The sequence below is a fragment of the Streptomyces sp. NPDC058525 genome (genome assembly GCF_042719495.1).
GTDB lineage: Bacteria > Actinomycetota > Actinomycetes > Streptomycetales > Streptomycetaceae > Streptomyces.
Genome location: NZ_JBHXNP010000061.1, coordinates 38913 through 53498 on the forward strand (window position 1 = coordinate 38913; position 14586 = coordinate 53498).

The window sequence follows — 14586 nt, forward strand, 5'->3', positions numbered from 1 at the left end:
GAGGCCGCCGACGCCTGCGCCGTGGTGGGCGCCGACGCCGCCTCGGCCCGGCTGCTCGCCGCCGCCCGCGAGCACCGCGTCGAGGACCCGGTGACCCTGGCACTGACCGAGGCGTTCATCGGCGCCCGCCGGGGCGAGCCCGAGGCGGCCGTGGTCCTGCAACGCATGCTCGAGAACGGCGAGATCGCGCCCTGCCTGCGCTGGAAGGCCGAACTGCTGACGGGCTACGTCCGCCACGCCGCCGGCCACATCGACGCCGCCGACCAGCGCCTGCTGATCGCCCTCGACCGGGCCGCCAGCCTCGGCCACCCCGACCTGCTCGACCGCCGTGAGCGCCGCGTCGTCGGCGTCCTGCGGTCGGCCATCCGGCTGCCCCCGGCCGTCGTCACCGGCGCCCTGACCAGCGGCGCCGGCTACGAGGTGCGGGTGCTCGGCGGCTTCGAGGTCCGCCAGGGCCACGCCGTGCTCCACGGCTCGGGCCGGGCCAGCCAGCTGGTCAAGCACCTCGTGCTCGCCGGCGGGTCCGTCCGCGTCGAGACCATGGTCGAGATGCTGTGGCCCGGCGAGATGCCGGGGGTAGGCCAGCGCCGCCTGAAGAACGTCGTGACCCGCGCCCGCGCCACCTACGGCTCGCTCGTCAACCGCCGGGGCCAACTGCTGTGCCTGTCCTCGTGCAAGGTCGACCTGCACACCTTCGAGGACCTGGCCCGGGCCGTCGCCGCCACCCAGGACAACGAGCGCATCTCCCGCGCCCGCGTCGCCGTCGCCGCCTTCGCCGGGCCGTTACTGCCCGACGACCTCTACGACGACCGCATCGCCCAGCGCCGGGAGGTCGTCCGCCAGCGGGTGCTCGGCCTGATCGACGTCGTGCTGACGGCCGCCCTGGAAGAGGGCGACATGGAAGAGGCGATGGAACGCGTCGAGTCGGCCATGGAGCTCGACCCGTACGACCAGGAGCGGCCCCTGCGGGTCGCCCGGGCGCTGGTCGTACGAAGACGCTACCTCGAGGCCAACGACCTCGCCGCCCGGGTGATCGCCGCAGCCAACGAGCTGGGCGTCCCCTTCGCCGTCGAGTGGGAGGAGCTCTCGCTCAGCCCACTGGACGGGGCACGGCCGACACACGACGCAGGCCGTCCAGCTCCTCGCACCACGACTCGAGACGGTTGGCCCGCAACAGGCCCGTCCCGACCAGCAGTCCGGCGAAACCGGCGGTGAGCAGCCCGGCTGCCACCCGAGGGTCGTCGATGCCACTGGCGCTGACGGGACACGGCGACCCCGTCAGCCGGACGGCCGGCAGCAGCCGGGTGCTGCGGCCGAGGTCCGCGTCCCCGCGCTCACGCACGCGGATGTCCTTGTTGTTGACGGCCACCACACACCCCTCGCAGGACGGCAGGGCCTCGATCTCGGCCGGGCCGGCCACCTCGATGAACGGGGTCAAACCGAGCGCCAGCGCCCCCTCGGCCAGCCGGGCCAGCGCGGCCTTCGGCAGCAGCGCCGCCGTCAGCAGCACCGCGGACGCGCCGAGTTCGACGGCCGCCCGCAGCTGGCCGGGGTTGGTGATGAAGTCCTTCTGCAGGACGGGCAGTTCGGTGAGCCCGGTCACCTCGGCCAGCAGGCCCGCGTCACCCCCGAACCAGCGGCCGGTGACCACCGACAGGCACGGCGCCCCGGCGGCCTCGTAGCGGGCCACGATCTCGGCGGGCGACCGGTCGCGGAACAGGTCCTCGCCGTCGGCCGAACGGGGCTTCAGCTCCATGATCACCGGAAGGTCGGCGCCCAGCAGGGCGTCCATGAACGACGGCGCCATCAGACGACCTCCTCCACGTCGGGGACGGCACTCCACTGCCGACGGATGCCCGCGACGCTCTCGGCGCAGAACGCGCCCGAAGCGTCCCGCGCCGCCGTGTCCACGTCGACTCCGGCGAACTGCGGGTGGGCGGCGACCTTCTCGTAGCGCAGCCGGTTGCCGGCCGAGATGCCCCCGGCGAGCAGGAACGGCCGCGTGACCGACTCCGCCAGGTCGATCACCACATCGGGTTCCAGCGACAGGCCCGTGCTCCCGACCCGCCCCTGGGCGCTCGTGGCGTCGAACAGGAACACATCGGTCCCCGCCCGCTCGTACGAGGCCAGCAGCGGGCGCTCGACACAGGCGTCGCCGGTGACGTGCAGGACCTTGACCACGGTGACCTCGGGCCGGCCCCGCTTGAGCGCCGCCACCACGGCCGGCGGCTGGTAGCCGTGCAGTTGGAGCCAGCGCACCCCGGCCGCGCGGGCGGCGTCCAGGATCGCGGCCGGATCCCGCAGGAACGTGACCATCATCGGCTCCGGCGCCGGCCGCGCCGCGGTCAGCTCCAGGGTCCGGCAGGCCTCGGCCAGTTCGGCGAAGCGGCCGGCCGGCAGGTCGGCGGGGCCGCCCGGGACCCCGTGCCACAGGCCGATCAGGTCGGCTCCCGCGGCCCCGAGCAGGGCGATGTCCTCGCGGCTGGTCGCGCCGCACACCTTGAGCAGCACGGTCACAGCCCCAGCAGCGAGGAGATCCGGTTGTACTGGATCTCCGTCGTGCCCGAGTAGATGGTGCTGCCCACGGCGTTGGCCAGCTCACGGTCGAGGCCGTACTCCGACATGTAGCCGTTGCCGCCGAAGACCTGGATGGCCGCCAGCCCCGAGGCCACGTTGGCCTCACTGGTCAGCAGCTTGCTGATCGCCACGTCCATCGTGACGTTCTCGCCGGCGACGAGCCGCTCGGCGGTGTCGTACAGCCAGCGGCGCGCCGTCTCGACGCGGATGCGCATGTCGACCAGCTTGTGGGAGATCGCCTGGTACGAGCCGATCGGCTTGCCGAACTGGGTGCGCGTGCGGGCGTATTCGAGGCAGCGCTCGTACCGGTGCTGCATCTCCCCGACGTTGATGACGAAGGAGCAGAGGATCTCCCACTTCATGACGTGCTCGAGCAGCAGGTAACCCCGCCCGATGCCGCCGATGGCCCGGTCGGCGGGCACCCGCACGTCGTCGAAGTACAGCTCGCTCATCGGCGAGGACGTGAGGCCCATCTTCTTGAGCGGCCGGCCGGCGGAGAAGCCGGGGGTGTCCGTGTCGACCAGGAAGGCGGTGATGCCGAGCGGCCCGCCCTCGGGCCGGGTGCGGGCGTAGACCACGACCACGTCGGCGATCGGCCCGTTGGTCACGAAGCTCTTGCTGCCGTTCAGCACGAAGTGGTCGCCGTCGCGGACGGCGCTCGTCCGCATGCTCAGGGCGTCCGACCCCGTGTCGGGCTCGCTGATGGCGTGGGCGCCGATCAGGTCGCCCGAGCACACCCGGGGCAGGTACCGGTCCTTCTGCTCGTCGGTCCCGAAGTGCTGGAGCGCGACCCCCGTACTGCACATGGTGGTGGCGGCGGAGAAGCTCAGGCCCCCGTCGCGGCACCCCTTGCCCAGGGCCTCCAGCACGAACATGGTCGTGAGCAGGTCGACGCCGGCCCCGCCCCGGTCGGGGTCGAACGGCAGGCCGAGCACTCCCGAGGAACGGAGGAGCTTCCATGCGTCCCACGGGAACCCGGTCTCGGCGCTGTCGTGCTGGTCTTCGGCAAGGTCGCGGCACCACCGCTCCATGCCCTCGCGCAGTGCGAGCTGATCTTCGTCCCAGGTACGCATGTCCGTGTCCCTTGTCCTTGATCCCTTAGTACGCGGAAGCGCTGGAGGCGTCGAGGCTGTGCTGCTCGTCGCCCCGCAGGGCCGGCGAGAACACGCACACCAGGCGCAGGTCGGTGTCCGGGTCGGCGATGAGGTGGTGCGCCTCGTGCTGGTCGAGCGCGTAGAGCGTGCCCGGGGTGATCCGGTACGAGGTGCCGTCGGGGGCGATGACCTCGCCGGCGCCGTCGATGCAGTAGCAGGCCTCCAGGTGGCGGCGGTACTCCAGGAGGGACTTCGTACCGGCACGCACCGTGGTGTCGGTGACGGAGTAGCCGAGCCCGTCGGACGCCAGCAGGAAGCGGCGGCTCAGGCCGTTGCCCCAGTCGACGGTGGTGACGTTCTCCAGGTTGCGCACGATCATCGGATCGCTCCTCTCAAGGGGTGGGGAAACTCAAGGGGTGGGAAACCGGCCCCCGTCACAGCGACGGGGGCACGCGGTGGGAAAGGTGGTGGGGACGCAGGCCGGCGACGAGAACGGAGAGGTCGGCGACGACATCGCCGCCCCCGGCCAGCGAGGCCTCCGCGCGGGCCACGACGGTGCTGCCGACGACCGCCGCGTCCGCGCCGGCCGCGTGCACCCGGGCGACATCGGCCGCCGTGCGCACCCCGAAACCGGCGGCGATCGGCGCGTCGGTCAGCGCCCGCAGCGCGTCGACGGGGCCACGGAGCGCGTCCGCGTCGGGCGCCGGGCCCGCGCCGCTGGCACCGTAGTGCGTCACCAGGTACACGTACGCCGAGGCGTGCGCCGCGGCCTCGGCCACGACAGCCGGCGGCGAGGACGCGTAGCAGGTGGTGACCACGGGCAGCCCGGCCGCCGCGGCCCGGTCGTAGAAGTCCGGGCGGACCCGGGGCGGCGCACCGTGCAGCAGCGCCCCGGCCGCCCCGGACCCGGCGATGGCCGTGACGACCTCCGCCATCGAACGGGGGCGGACCGTGTGCGCCCAGTCGGCGAGGACGACCACCCGCAGGTGGCGGTGGCGGCCGCGGGAGCGCTCGACGAAGGCGAGGGCGTCCTCCAGGCCCGTCCCGGCCGCGAGCGCCCGGTCGGCGGACCGCCGGATCACCGGCCCGTCGCTGATCGAGTCGGGGAACGGCACGCCCAGTTCGAGGACGTCGACCTCGTGCTCGTCCAGCATGTCGGCGATGTCGTCGAGCACGTCGAACGGCGGGTCGCCCGCGTTGAGGAACAGGGCCAGGCCCGGCGGGCGGGGGAACAGGTCAGTCACCGGAGGCCCCCTCGCCCACCAGCACCGCAGGCCCCCTCGCCCACCAGCACCGCCGGCGCCTGCGCACCGGCCCGTACGGCGTCGACCAGGTCGCGCACCGCGCCGTCCCGCATCGCCGCCATCGCCGAGGCCATGGCGGGCCGCCACCGCGACTCGCGTTCGGCCGCGATCACCAGGGCGGCGGCGTTGAGGGCGACGGTCTGGGTCGCCACCTCGCCCGCCCGCCCCGATACGACGTCCAGGAAGTGCTCGACGACCCGCTCGGGTTCGGACACCGCAGCCAGGTCCGCCAGGGTGCCGTCGGCGGTGCCCAGGCTGTCCGGGTTCAGCCGGACAGGCCCGCCCGTACCCCGGTGCACGAGGTTGTCGGCGAAGCCGATCAGCTCGTCGGCGCCGATGTCGTTCGTGCACAGCCAGACCTCGCGGTCCTCGACCGCCTCCGCCAGGGAACGGGCCAGCGGCAGCAGCGCGGGGCTCGACAGCCCCGTGAGCTGGCGCGTGCCCGGCAGCGCCGGCAGGAACGGGCCCAGCACGTTCAGCACCCGTCCGTAGGTCCGCATGGGCACCGGCATGACGCGCCGGGCCAGCACGGTCAGCTCCACCGGGTACACGAAGTAGCCGGCGAAGGCGATGCCGTGACGGGCCAGCGAGGCCGCCGTGTCCTCGTACGACTTCGTGAGCGGCACGCCGAGCCGGTCGAGCAGGTCGACCGAGCCGTACTTGCCGGCGTGCGCCCGCGACCCGGTCTTCACGATGCGCGCCCCGAGCGCGGCGGCGACGAAGGCGGCGGCGGTGGACACGTTGAACGTCGATGCGCCGCCGCCCGTGCCGACCACGTTGACCGCCCCCGGGAAGGGGCGCACCGGCCCGGTGCGGCGCGCGCGCAGCGACCGCACCAGGCTGGTGAACGTCTGGGGGGCGACCGCGTCGAGGTCGAGCGCCGCCATCAGCGCCGCCGGCTCGCCGGCGTCCAGCGTGCCGGCGCTCAGCTCGTCCCAGAACGACGACCACGTCGCGGTGTCGACCGGGCGGCCGGCCCGCAGGGCGGCGAATGCGTCGTGCACCGGTCAGCTCGCCTCGGCCGGCACCGAAGCCCGCGCCACGAAGGCGTCGATGGCGTCGATGGAACGGAAGTTGTCCGGGTCGAGGGCCGCGTCGTCGACGACGACGTCGAACTCGGTCTCGACCCAGGCGATGAGCTTGAGCAGCCCGAGGCTGTCGACGACCCCGTTGGCCAGCAGGTCGTAGTCGGTGGCGAGCTCCGACGCCTGGACGTCGGGGATGAACTCCTGGATCAGGAAGCTCTTGATCGGGGCCTCGTTCTTCATCGTGCGGGTTCCTTTCTGACGGCGGTCGCCTCGGGGCGAGGCGACCTGAGAATCCGGTCGAGGGCCTGGCGGTCGACCTTGCCGGTGGACGTGCGGGGCAAGGCGGTCTCGGACAGGCGCAGGGTCGAGGGGATGGCTGCCGTGGGCAGGTGGCGGGCGCAGTGCTGGCGCAGGCCGAGCGTCCCCACGCCCGCCCCCGGCACCCGGCGCAGGACCGCGTGCAGCAGATGGCCCGCGACGGGGTCGGGGACGGCGAGGACCACGGCCTCGGCCACCTCCTCGTGGTCGAGCAGCACCTGCTCGACGACCGCGGTGTTCACCCGCGTGCCGCGCACCTTCACCTGGAAGTCGTTGCGCCCTTCCAGGTGCAGGACGCCGGCGCCGTCGCGGCGCACGAGGTCGCCGGTGCGGTAGAAGCGGGCCGCGGCGCCCGGCGGAAGGGCGGCCGGGGTGTCCACGAACGGGCTGGGCGCGGCCGGGTCGGTGCCGAGGTAGCCGGCGGACTGGAACGGCGTGGCGACGACCAGCTCGCCCCGTCCCGGACCGGTGACCACGGCGCCGTCCTCGTCGAGGACGAACGCCTCGACGCCGGGCAGCGCGGTGCCGAGCGGGACCCCGTCGGCCGGCAGCGCGTCCCGGTCCACCTCGTGCACGAAGCTGTCGTTCGTCTCCGTGCAGCCGTAGACGTTGTAGAAGCGGCCGTTGGGGAACACGGCGGGCAGCCGGGCCAGGCACCGGGCGGGCATGTGGTCGCCGGTGAACAGGGCGTGGCGCACCGACGCGAGCCGCCGGCCCGCGTCGTCCGCGGCGTCGGCCAGCAGCTGGTGGGCCATCGGCACGGCCTGTACGACGGTCACGGCGTTGTCGTCGATGGCGTCGAGCAGGTGGCGCCCGTTGGTGGCGGCGTCCGGGTCGACCAGGACGACCTGGCCGCCGTGGTGGAGCGTGGCCCAGACGTCGAGGAAGCAGAGGTCGAAGTTGAGCGGGGCGTAGTTGAGGGTGGCGGCCCCCGGGCCCAGGTCGAACCGCTCGGCGGCCCAGTCGGCGAAGCGCTCGAAGGCGCCCGCGGTGAGCGGCACCAGCTTGGGCAGTCCCGTCGACCCCGACGTCGTCAGTACGAAGGCGATGTCGTTGGGGTCGTGAGGGCCGCGGGGAGCCGGCGCGGCGCCGGCCCGGGCGGGGGTGGCGGGGGCGGGCGCCGCGCCGGTGCGGGCGGGGCCGGGGTCGTCGGCACGCAGGACGTGCCGGCAGCCGGCCCGGGCCAGGAGGCGTTGCAGCGTGGCGTCGGGCAGCGTGGCCGAGGGAAGGACCACCGGGAGGCCCGCCCGCAGGCAGGCCAGCACGAGTGCGATGGTCCGGGGGGTCTTGGTTGCGGGCACGCCGATCGGTTCGCCGCCGGTCGTGTCGAGCCGTTCGAGGCGGGCCGAGGCCTCGGTGACGAGGTCGGCCAGTTCGCCGTAGGAGATGTGCCGGCCCCTCGCCACGAGAGCCGTGGCGTGGGGGCGGGCGTCCACCTGCCGGGCGAACGATGTCCAGAGCCGGGTGAGTTTCATCTCCGGCATCGTGGGGGCGCCCCCGCAACATCACCGCAAGGACCGCCCCCGCACCCCGCCGCGACGGGTGGTCAGGACGCCGGGACGCGCTCGCGGAGCTCGGGGGCGGCGGAGCGGGCCTTCGAGCGGCCGAGCAGCACCAGGGCCCAGGAGAAGGCGGCGAAGGACGCCGTGTTGGCCAGGGCGCGCACGGTGTTCCACGCCACCCACTTGTCCTCGACGGCCTCGCGCAGGCCCGCGAGGTCCTGGATGCGGGCCGGGTCGCCCGCCGCGGCCAGTTCGTAGTTCAGGGGGACGTGGACGCCGGCGGTGACCGCGAACATCGCCAGGTAGCCGGCGGCCCCGGCGAGGACCCAGGCGCGCAATGCCTTGTCGGCGGAGCGCCGGTGCGTGACCGCCGCCACGACGGAGCAGGCCAGCCCGCCGAGGAAAACGGGCACGAACACCGGGTTGAGGATCACCTCGTTGATGTTCTGCATGACCTCGACGAAGGTCCGGTCGTCGCTGCGGGCCAGCGCCGGCGTGATCGCGTACGAGACCGATGCGAACAGCCCCGCGGTCAGTCCCGAGGTGAGGGTGGCGGCGACGAGGACGCCCGTTGGGCGGAGGCGGCTCACGAGCGGCCCCCGTACGGTTGCGCGGTTGCGTGGTTCTGCATCGTCTCTCCCGGGATCCGGATGGTTTCGCGAAGGGTGCCGTGCGGGGGAGAGGGCACGGGCGGGGGAGTCCGCGGTGCGCCGTGGCGCACGACCGGGACTCCCTCGCCCCGTGCTCAGACCGGGCACCCGGTGCAACCGCCTGCTTAGGAGGCGTTCCACACGCCGGTCGGGGCGATCTCGGCCACCCAGTCCGCGAAGTCGCGCGGCTTGCGGTGCAGGGCGCGCTCGACTCCGTCGGCCAGCGAGCTGTTGCGGCCGTCGAAGAACTCCGAGATGAGCGTGGCCAGCGGGTCGGCGAAATCGCGCGGGGCGCCGTCGGCGACGATGGCGTCGGCGAACTGCTCCCGGGTGATCGGCTCGTAGCGCAGGGTGCGGCCCGTCGCCCGGGCGATCTCCGCCACGCCTTCGGCGAAGGTCCACAGGCGCGGACCGGTCAGCTCGTAGCGCTGGCCCGCGTGGCCGGACTCGGTCAGCGCCGCCACCGCGACATCGGCGATGTCGTTGGCGTCGACGAACGGGTCGGCGTTGTCACCCGCGGGAAGGGCCAGCACGCCCTGGCGCAGCGGCTCGAGGAACACGCCCTCGTCGAAGTTCTGGTTGAAGGAGGCCGGGGCGACGATCGTCCACTCGACCGGAAGGCTGGTCACGGCCTCCTCGCAGCGGACGGCCTCCTCCTGGTTGCGGGCGGACAGCAGGACCAGGCGCTGCACCCCGGCGTCGACCGCCAGCCGGGCCACCGTACCGATCGCGTCGGCGGCACCGGGCCACTCGACCTCGGGGTAGTACATCAGGTAGGCGGACTGGACACCGGTGAAGACGCCGGCCCAGGTCGAGGGGTCCTCCCAGTCGAACGCGGGCGAACCGGTGCGGGAGGCGACGCGGACGTCCACACCCCGGTCCGTGAGCCCCTTCACTACCCGGCGGCCGACCCGGCCGGTACCGCCGAGAACCAACGTCGTGTGCTTGTCAGTTGTCATGCCTGAAGTCTGAACGTCAGGAATCTGGACGGTCCATGGTTGAGGTGCCAGCATCCATGTCCAGTCGTCTAGTCTTGCGCGGGTGGACGCACTCTCAGGGTTACTCGAAGGGCCGCGGGCCAGCGGCGCATTCCTCCTCCGCATCCTCCTGGACCCCCCGTGGTCGATCCGGGTCCAGGACAGGTCACCGCTCTGCCTCGCCGTCATGCTCAGCGGCGGGGCGTACGTCGAACCCGACCACGGCGAACCGGTACGGCTGCGCCCCGGCGACGTCGCCATCTTCCGCGGTCCGGACCCCTACGTGATGAGCGACGAACCGGCGACCCCGCCGCAGGTCATCGTCCACCCCGGCCAGCAGTGCGTCACCCCCGAGGGCGTCGAGCTGCGCGAGCGGATGTCGCTGGGCGTGCGCACCTGGGGCAGCAACCCCGAAGGGTCGGTGCAGATGGTGCTCGGCGTGTACGAGGAGGTCGGCGCCGTCGGCCAGCGCCTGCTCGACGTACTGCCGCCCCTGCTCGTCGTCTCCGACGACACATGGGACTCCACGCTCATCCCGGTCCTGGCCGGCGAGGTCACCAAACAGGGCCCCGCCCAGGGCGTCGTACTCGACCGCCTGCTCGACCTGCTGCTCATCTCCGTCCTGCGGGTCTGGTTCGACCGCCCCGAGACCGAGGCCCCCGCCTGGTACCGGGCCCACACCCACCCGATCGCCGGCGAGGCACTGCGCCTGTTCCACGAGGACCCGGCGAACGACTGGACACTGGCCCGGGTCGCCTCCGAGGTCGGCGTGTCACGGGCGACGCTCGCCGAATGCTTCCGCAACGCCGTCGGCACACCGCCCATGACCTACCTGACCGAATGGCGCCTGGCCCTGGCCGCCGACCTGCTGCGCCAGTCCGACGCCACGCTGAACGTCGTGGCCCGCCAGGTCGGCTACGGCAGCGGGTTCGCCCTCAGCTCGGCCTTCAAGCGGGTCTACGGCGTCAGCCCGCAGGAGCACCGCAGCGCGGCACTGGCGCACTGAACGCGGCGGCGGCCCGGCCGGTGCGCCGGGCCAGGCGGGGCTTGCGCCGGGCCAGGCGGGGCTTTGCGCCGGGCCGCACTTGCGCTCTCATTGCGCTCGCGGGCGTACCAACAACGCATGCATACCGAGCTCTCACGCCGGAAGATCCTGTCCGGACTGGTCGTTGTCGGAGCGGGCGCGGCGATCGCGGGGTGGGACCCCGGCGCCCGAGCGTGGGCCGCCGCCCCCAGTTCGACGCCAGGCCTCCGCCAGGTCCCCGCCCTCGACGGCACCCTCCTCCTCCCCGCGGACGTGTCCGCGTTCACCGAGGACTTCGGCCACCTGTTCACGCGGCAGCCCCAGGCCGTCCTCACCCCCGGCTCGGTGAACGACATCCAGAAGGTCGTCCGCTACGCCCGCAACAACCGGATCCCCGTGGCCGTCAACGGCCAGAGCGGCACCGGCACCGAGGGCCGCCACTCGCACTCGCACTACGGGCAGGCCCTGGTCGAGGGCGGCATCGCCATCGACCTCAAGCCGCTCAGCCAGATCCACGGCATCGCGCAGGGCATCGCCGACGTCGACGCCGGAGCCACCTGGTCCACGCTGGCCCTGCAGGCCCTCGAAACGGGCCAGGCACCGCCCGTCTACAACGACTTCGCCCACCTGTCGATCGGCGGCACGCTCAGCGTCGGCGGCCTCGGCGGTACCAGCCAGCGCTACGGCTCGCAGGCCGACAACGTGGAATGGCTCCAGGTCGTCACCGGCACCGGCGAACTGGTCACCTGCTCCCGCACCCACCGCCGCGCGCTGTTCGAGGCCGTGCTCGTCGGCGGCGGACAGTACGCCGTCATCGTCCGGGCCGGCATCAAGCTGATCCCGGCGCAGACCACCGCCCGCTCGCTCGAGTTCACCTACACCGACCGGGACGCGTTCCTGCGGGACTCGCTGGCCATCATGCGGGCCGGCGTGGTCAACGACCAGAACGGCTACGCCGAACCCAAGCCCGGCGGCGGCTGGACCTACCGGCTCGCGCTCGGCATCTTCTACTCGGCGCCCGCCCAGCCCGACGTCGCCGCCGTGCAGGCCGTGCTCTCGCCGCAGGCCACCGCCGGCCCCTCCGCCGACCTGCCGTTCCGCGACTGGCTGCTGCGCTTCGACCCGAACTGGGCGGCCCTCAAGGCCGCCGGCTTCTGGGGCAGCCAGAAGCCCTGGCTGATGATGTTCGTCGGCGCCGAGAAGACCCCGGCCTACCTCGACACCGTGCTCGGCGAGCTGACGGCCACCCAGATGGGCCCCGGCCCGGTCCGGATCTCCCCGATGGACGCCCGCTCCCTCACCCGGCCGAACTTCGTCCTCCCCAAGCGCCGCACGAACGAGTTCTTCGAGGTCAGCCTCATCCGGATCCCGGCCCCCAACCACCCGGACGTCCCCGGCCTGCTGGACCAGAACCGCCGCTTCTACGACCGCGCCGTCGGCCTCGGAGGCAAGCGCTACCTCGTCGGCTCGGTGCCCTCCCTGACCCGCGCCGACTGGCGGGCCCACTACGGCTCGCGGTGGGCCTCGCTCAGCGACCTCAAGCGCAACTACGACCCCGCCTCGATCCTCACCCCGGGCCAGGGCATCTTCGCCTGACGCTGACGCGCCGACCCGCCCACCCCAGCCCCACCCCCAGCAAGGAGCACCTCCATGCCGGCCCAACGCCCGGAAGACATACCCGGCCTCATCGCCGAGGCCTTCAACACCAACGACCAGCAGGCCATGCTCGACCTGTACGAGCCGAACGGCATCCTCGTACAGCCGCCGGACGGCGCCCAGGAGATCGGCCTCGAAGCCGTCTCCAAGGCCCTGACCCCGATGTTCGCCGCCATCAAGAGCGCCGAGATCACCATGACCAGCGCCCTGCGCTCCGGCGACATCGCGATGACCCACGCCGACTGGCACCTCGTCGGAACCCACGAGGACGGCAAGCCGCTCGACCTCAGGGGCAAGGGCACCGTGGTCTCGCGGCAGCAGCCCGACGGCACCTGGCGGATCGTCTTCGACGATCCGGTCGGGGCCTGAGGGCGGGCCGGCATGGGACAGCCCTTCAGTGTCCGCGTCCAGGCGCGGGCCTACGAGACCGACCGGCAGGGCCATCTCAACCAGGCCGTGTACATGCAGTACGCGGAGCACGCCCGCTGGGAGTTCCTACAGGCCGCCGGCCTCACCCCGGACGTCCTGTCCGACGCGGGCATCGGCCCGGTGCTCCTCAAGGCCTCCGTCCGCTTCCAGCGCGAACTGCGCGCCGGCGACGAGGTCGACGTGGGCTGCGCCATCAGCGGAGGACAGGGCAAGCTCGTCGAGCTCACCCAGCGCTTCCTCACGCCCGACGGGATCTCGGCCGCCCGGATCGACTGCGTGATCGGCCTGCTGGACCTCACCACGCGCCGCCTGCTCCCGGACCCGCGCGCCACCCTGCGCGAACTGGCCAAGCAGCCGGACGTACTGGGCCTCGACGCCTGACCGAGTGCGACAGCCGTGGAGCACGGCCGCGGGTTGCGTCCCCGCGACCGTGCTCCACGCACCCGCTTCCCGGCGGCGCCACCCGAACGGAACGCACACGGAGAGCAGAGCAGCCGCCCATGCCCCCGACCGCACCCCAGAGCACGCTTCCCGCACACCGCCTCGCCGCTCCCCGCATCCCCGGCCTGATCACGGCCATGGGCCGGGCAGACCCCCCGGACGGCGAGGACACCTGGCGGTCCGTGATGTCCCCCGCCGAACTGCACCGGGCCGACACCTACCGCTTCGACGCCGACCGCAGGCAGTTCCAGTACGCCCGCTGGCTGCTGCGCACCGAACTCTCCCGCCTCGCCCCCGTCCCCCCGCAGGACTGGGAGTTCGACCTCTCCCGCAACGGCAAGCCCGCGATCCACCCCCGCTTCGGCCTCGACGTCGAATTCAGCCTCTCCCACTCGGGCGGCCTCTGCCTGCTCGCCCTCGCCCCCGGCCGCCGCCCGGTCGGCATCGACATCCAGACCTGCGACGCCCTGACCGACCCGGAAAGCGTCAGACGCCTCATGGCCAGATGCCTCTCCCCGCAGGAACGCACCACCGTGGAGCAACTGCCCGCCCCCCACCGCCGCGACGCCGTAGTCCAGCTCTGGACCCTGAAGGAGTCCTACGCCAAGGCGGTGGGCATAGGCGTACGCCTCCCGTTCAACCAGATCACCTTCGCCCCGGACACCAACGGAGACCCCGCACTCCAGCCGTCCCCCCACGTCCCCCACCCCACCCACTGGACCACCCACACCCCCCAGGCCCCACGGGGCTTCCGCATCGGAGCCTGCGTTGGGTCGGCCGATCGCGCCCTTCAGGCCAGGCCGCGGCTCGGGCAGGGCGGGAGCGCGTCAGCGAAGTAACCGGCGGGACGCGGCACGGCACGCCGTACGGACAGGGGAGCGGCGCTCAGAGGGAGCAAGCCGGAACTGGTCTTCGAGCCCTAGGCGAGGGAAGGCAGCGGAGCTCTGACAGCTCCGGCGGTGCGTCCGCATTCGTGCCGCAGTTCTTCGGTCAGGCGAGGTAGCCGCTGAGGTCGACGATCACATGGGCGGACCCCAGCCGAGGTCGGCGATCTCCACCTTGCCGTCGGCGCCCACCGGCACGGTCACCAGGTTGGCCACTGTTCGGCCGGTCGTCCAGTTGAGGTTGGACGAGTCGGGGCGGGTGGTGCCGGAGGGCCAGACGGTGAGGTGGCCGTCGGACTTCGGGTCGGTCACCGTCACGTTGAGCACGACCGCCTTCGCGTCGCTGAGTTCGGGGCGGGCGGAGAGGTCGAGCACGGTGCTCCCGCGCGCGGGCACGGCGCTGGTGGACGCCTTACGGTCGGTTCCACAACCACCCTCTCATGGGAGAGCACAGGAGGAGGGGGCAACGTGGAACCGGCTCCGCGCAGCTACCTTCACGAGCTGGCGAGCCTGGGAATCCGACCGGCCCCTCCGATCGTCGGGAAGCATAACAATGGCGTTTTCCATCCGCACAGGCGTTCCCGCTGTCCCGACGCGTGCGGCGGGCGGAGCCGCGGCCGGCAGGGCACCCGTGTCCGCCGCCGGCCGGTTCGGGGTGTGAGGTCCAAGAGGACCTCACACGGCTCGGGGCGCAGGTGGTCC

The 14586-nt window shown here is 73.0% G+C and carries 16 protein-coding genes; 5 read left to right on the forward strand and 11 right to left on the reverse strand.

Features of this window, described 5'->3' with window-relative positions; translation table 11 throughout:
• Positions 1 to 1090: 1090 nt before the first annotated feature.
• The 10 genes from ACFWP3_RS26045 to ACFWP3_RS26090 form a co-directional block, all read right to left on the reverse strand.
• Positions 1091 to 1807, reverse strand: coding sequence for an indole-3-glycerol-phosphate synthase (locus tag ACFWP3_RS26045; protein ID WP_384225418.1), 717 nt, complete (start codon positions 1805 to 1807; stop codon positions 1091 to 1093).
• Positions 1807 to 2517, reverse strand: coding sequence for an N-(5'-phosphoribosyl)anthranilate isomerase (locus ACFWP3_RS26050; RefSeq protein ID WP_384225421.1), 711 nt, complete (start codon positions 2515 to 2517; stop codon positions 1807 to 1809). The genes ACFWP3_RS26045 and ACFWP3_RS26050 overlap by 1 nt, the downstream gene beginning before the upstream one ends.
• Positions 2514 to 3650 (reverse strand): acyl-CoA dehydrogenase family protein, encoded by a 1137-nt coding sequence (locus ACFWP3_RS26055; protein WP_384225422.1) that lies wholly within the window; start codon positions 3648 to 3650, stop codon positions 2514 to 2516. The genes ACFWP3_RS26050 and ACFWP3_RS26055 overlap by 4 nt, the downstream gene beginning before the upstream one ends.
• Positions 3651 to 3675: 25 nt before the next feature.
• Positions 3676 to 4050, reverse strand: coding sequence for an ectoine synthase (locus tag ACFWP3_RS26060; protein WP_384225424.1), 375 nt, complete (start codon positions 4048 to 4050; stop codon positions 3676 to 3678).
• A 55-nt stretch (positions 4051 to 4105) separates the two neighbouring features.
• Complete coding sequence (gene trpA, locus ACFWP3_RS26065; protein WP_384225427.1) at positions 4106 to 4915, reverse strand: tryptophan synthase subunit alpha; 810 nt, start codon at positions 4913 to 4915, stop codon at positions 4106 to 4108.
• Complete coding sequence (locus tag ACFWP3_RS26070; protein ID WP_384225428.1) at positions 4912 to 5979, reverse strand: hypothetical protein; 1068 nt, start codon at positions 5977 to 5979, stop codon at positions 4912 to 4914. Before ACFWP3_RS26070 ends, trpA begins: the two co-directional genes overlap by 4 nt.
• A gap of 3 nt (positions 5980 to 5982) precedes the next feature.
• Positions 5983 to 6243, reverse strand: coding sequence for an acyl carrier protein (locus tag ACFWP3_RS26075; protein WP_384225430.1), 261 nt, complete (start codon positions 6241 to 6243; stop codon positions 5983 to 5985).
• On the reverse strand, positions 6240 to 7796 hold the full coding sequence (locus tag ACFWP3_RS26080) for an AMP-binding protein (protein ID WP_384225433.1): 1557 nt from the start codon (positions 7794 to 7796) through the stop codon (positions 6240 to 6242). Before ACFWP3_RS26080 ends, ACFWP3_RS26075 begins: the two co-directional genes overlap by 4 nt.
• Before the next feature lie 71 nt (positions 7797 to 7867).
• Complete coding sequence (locus ACFWP3_RS26085) at positions 7868 to 8413, reverse strand: DUF1772 domain-containing protein (protein WP_384225436.1); 546 nt, start codon at positions 8411 to 8413, stop codon at positions 7868 to 7870.
• Positions 8414 to 8598: 185 nt separating this feature from the next.
• Entirely contained in the window at positions 8599 to 9432 is an 834-nt protein-coding gene (locus ACFWP3_RS26090) for an NmrA family transcriptional regulator (protein WP_384225439.1), read from the reverse strand.
• Positions 9433 to 9514: 82 nt separating this feature from the next.
• Here ACFWP3_RS26090 and ACFWP3_RS26095 point away from each other — a divergent pair, with 82 nt between their 5' ends.
• From ACFWP3_RS26095 to ACFWP3_RS26115, 5 genes are all read left to right on the forward strand, one after another.
• Positions 9515 to 10456 (forward strand): AraC family transcriptional regulator, encoded by a 942-nt coding sequence (locus ACFWP3_RS26095; RefSeq protein WP_384225442.1) that lies wholly within the window; start codon positions 9515 to 9517, stop codon positions 10454 to 10456.
• 117 nt (positions 10457 to 10573) lie between these two features.
• A complete protein-coding gene (locus ACFWP3_RS26100; protein ID WP_384225445.1) occupies positions 10574 to 12070 on the forward strand; it encodes an FAD-binding protein in 1497 nt (498 codons plus the stop codon).
• Positions 12071 to 12124: 54 nt separating this feature from the next.
• Positions 12125 to 12499 (forward strand): YybH family protein, encoded by a 375-nt coding sequence (locus tag ACFWP3_RS26105; RefSeq protein ID WP_384225448.1) that lies wholly within the window; start codon positions 12125 to 12127, stop codon positions 12497 to 12499.
• A gap of 12 nt (positions 12500 to 12511) precedes the next feature.
• Entirely contained in the window at positions 12512 to 12940 is a 429-nt protein-coding gene (locus tag ACFWP3_RS26110) for an acyl-CoA thioesterase (protein ID WP_384225450.1), read from the forward strand.
• A 119-nt stretch (positions 12941 to 13059) separates the two neighbouring features.
• Positions 13060 to 13839: a 4'-phosphopantetheinyl transferase family protein gene (locus ACFWP3_RS26115; RefSeq protein ID WP_384225452.1), complete on the forward strand. Its 780-nt coding sequence runs from the start codon at positions 13060 to 13062 to the stop codon at positions 13837 to 13839.
• A gap of 180 nt (positions 13840 to 14019) precedes the next feature.
• Here ACFWP3_RS26115 and ACFWP3_RS26120 read toward each other — a convergent pair whose 3' ends face one another.
• The gene (locus ACFWP3_RS26120) at positions 14020 to 14280 is read right to left on the reverse strand and encodes a hypothetical protein (protein WP_384225454.1); all 261 of its coding nucleotides are present in this window, start codon (positions 14278 to 14280) and stop codon (positions 14020 to 14022) included.
• Positions 14281 to 14586 lie beyond the last annotated feature (306 nt).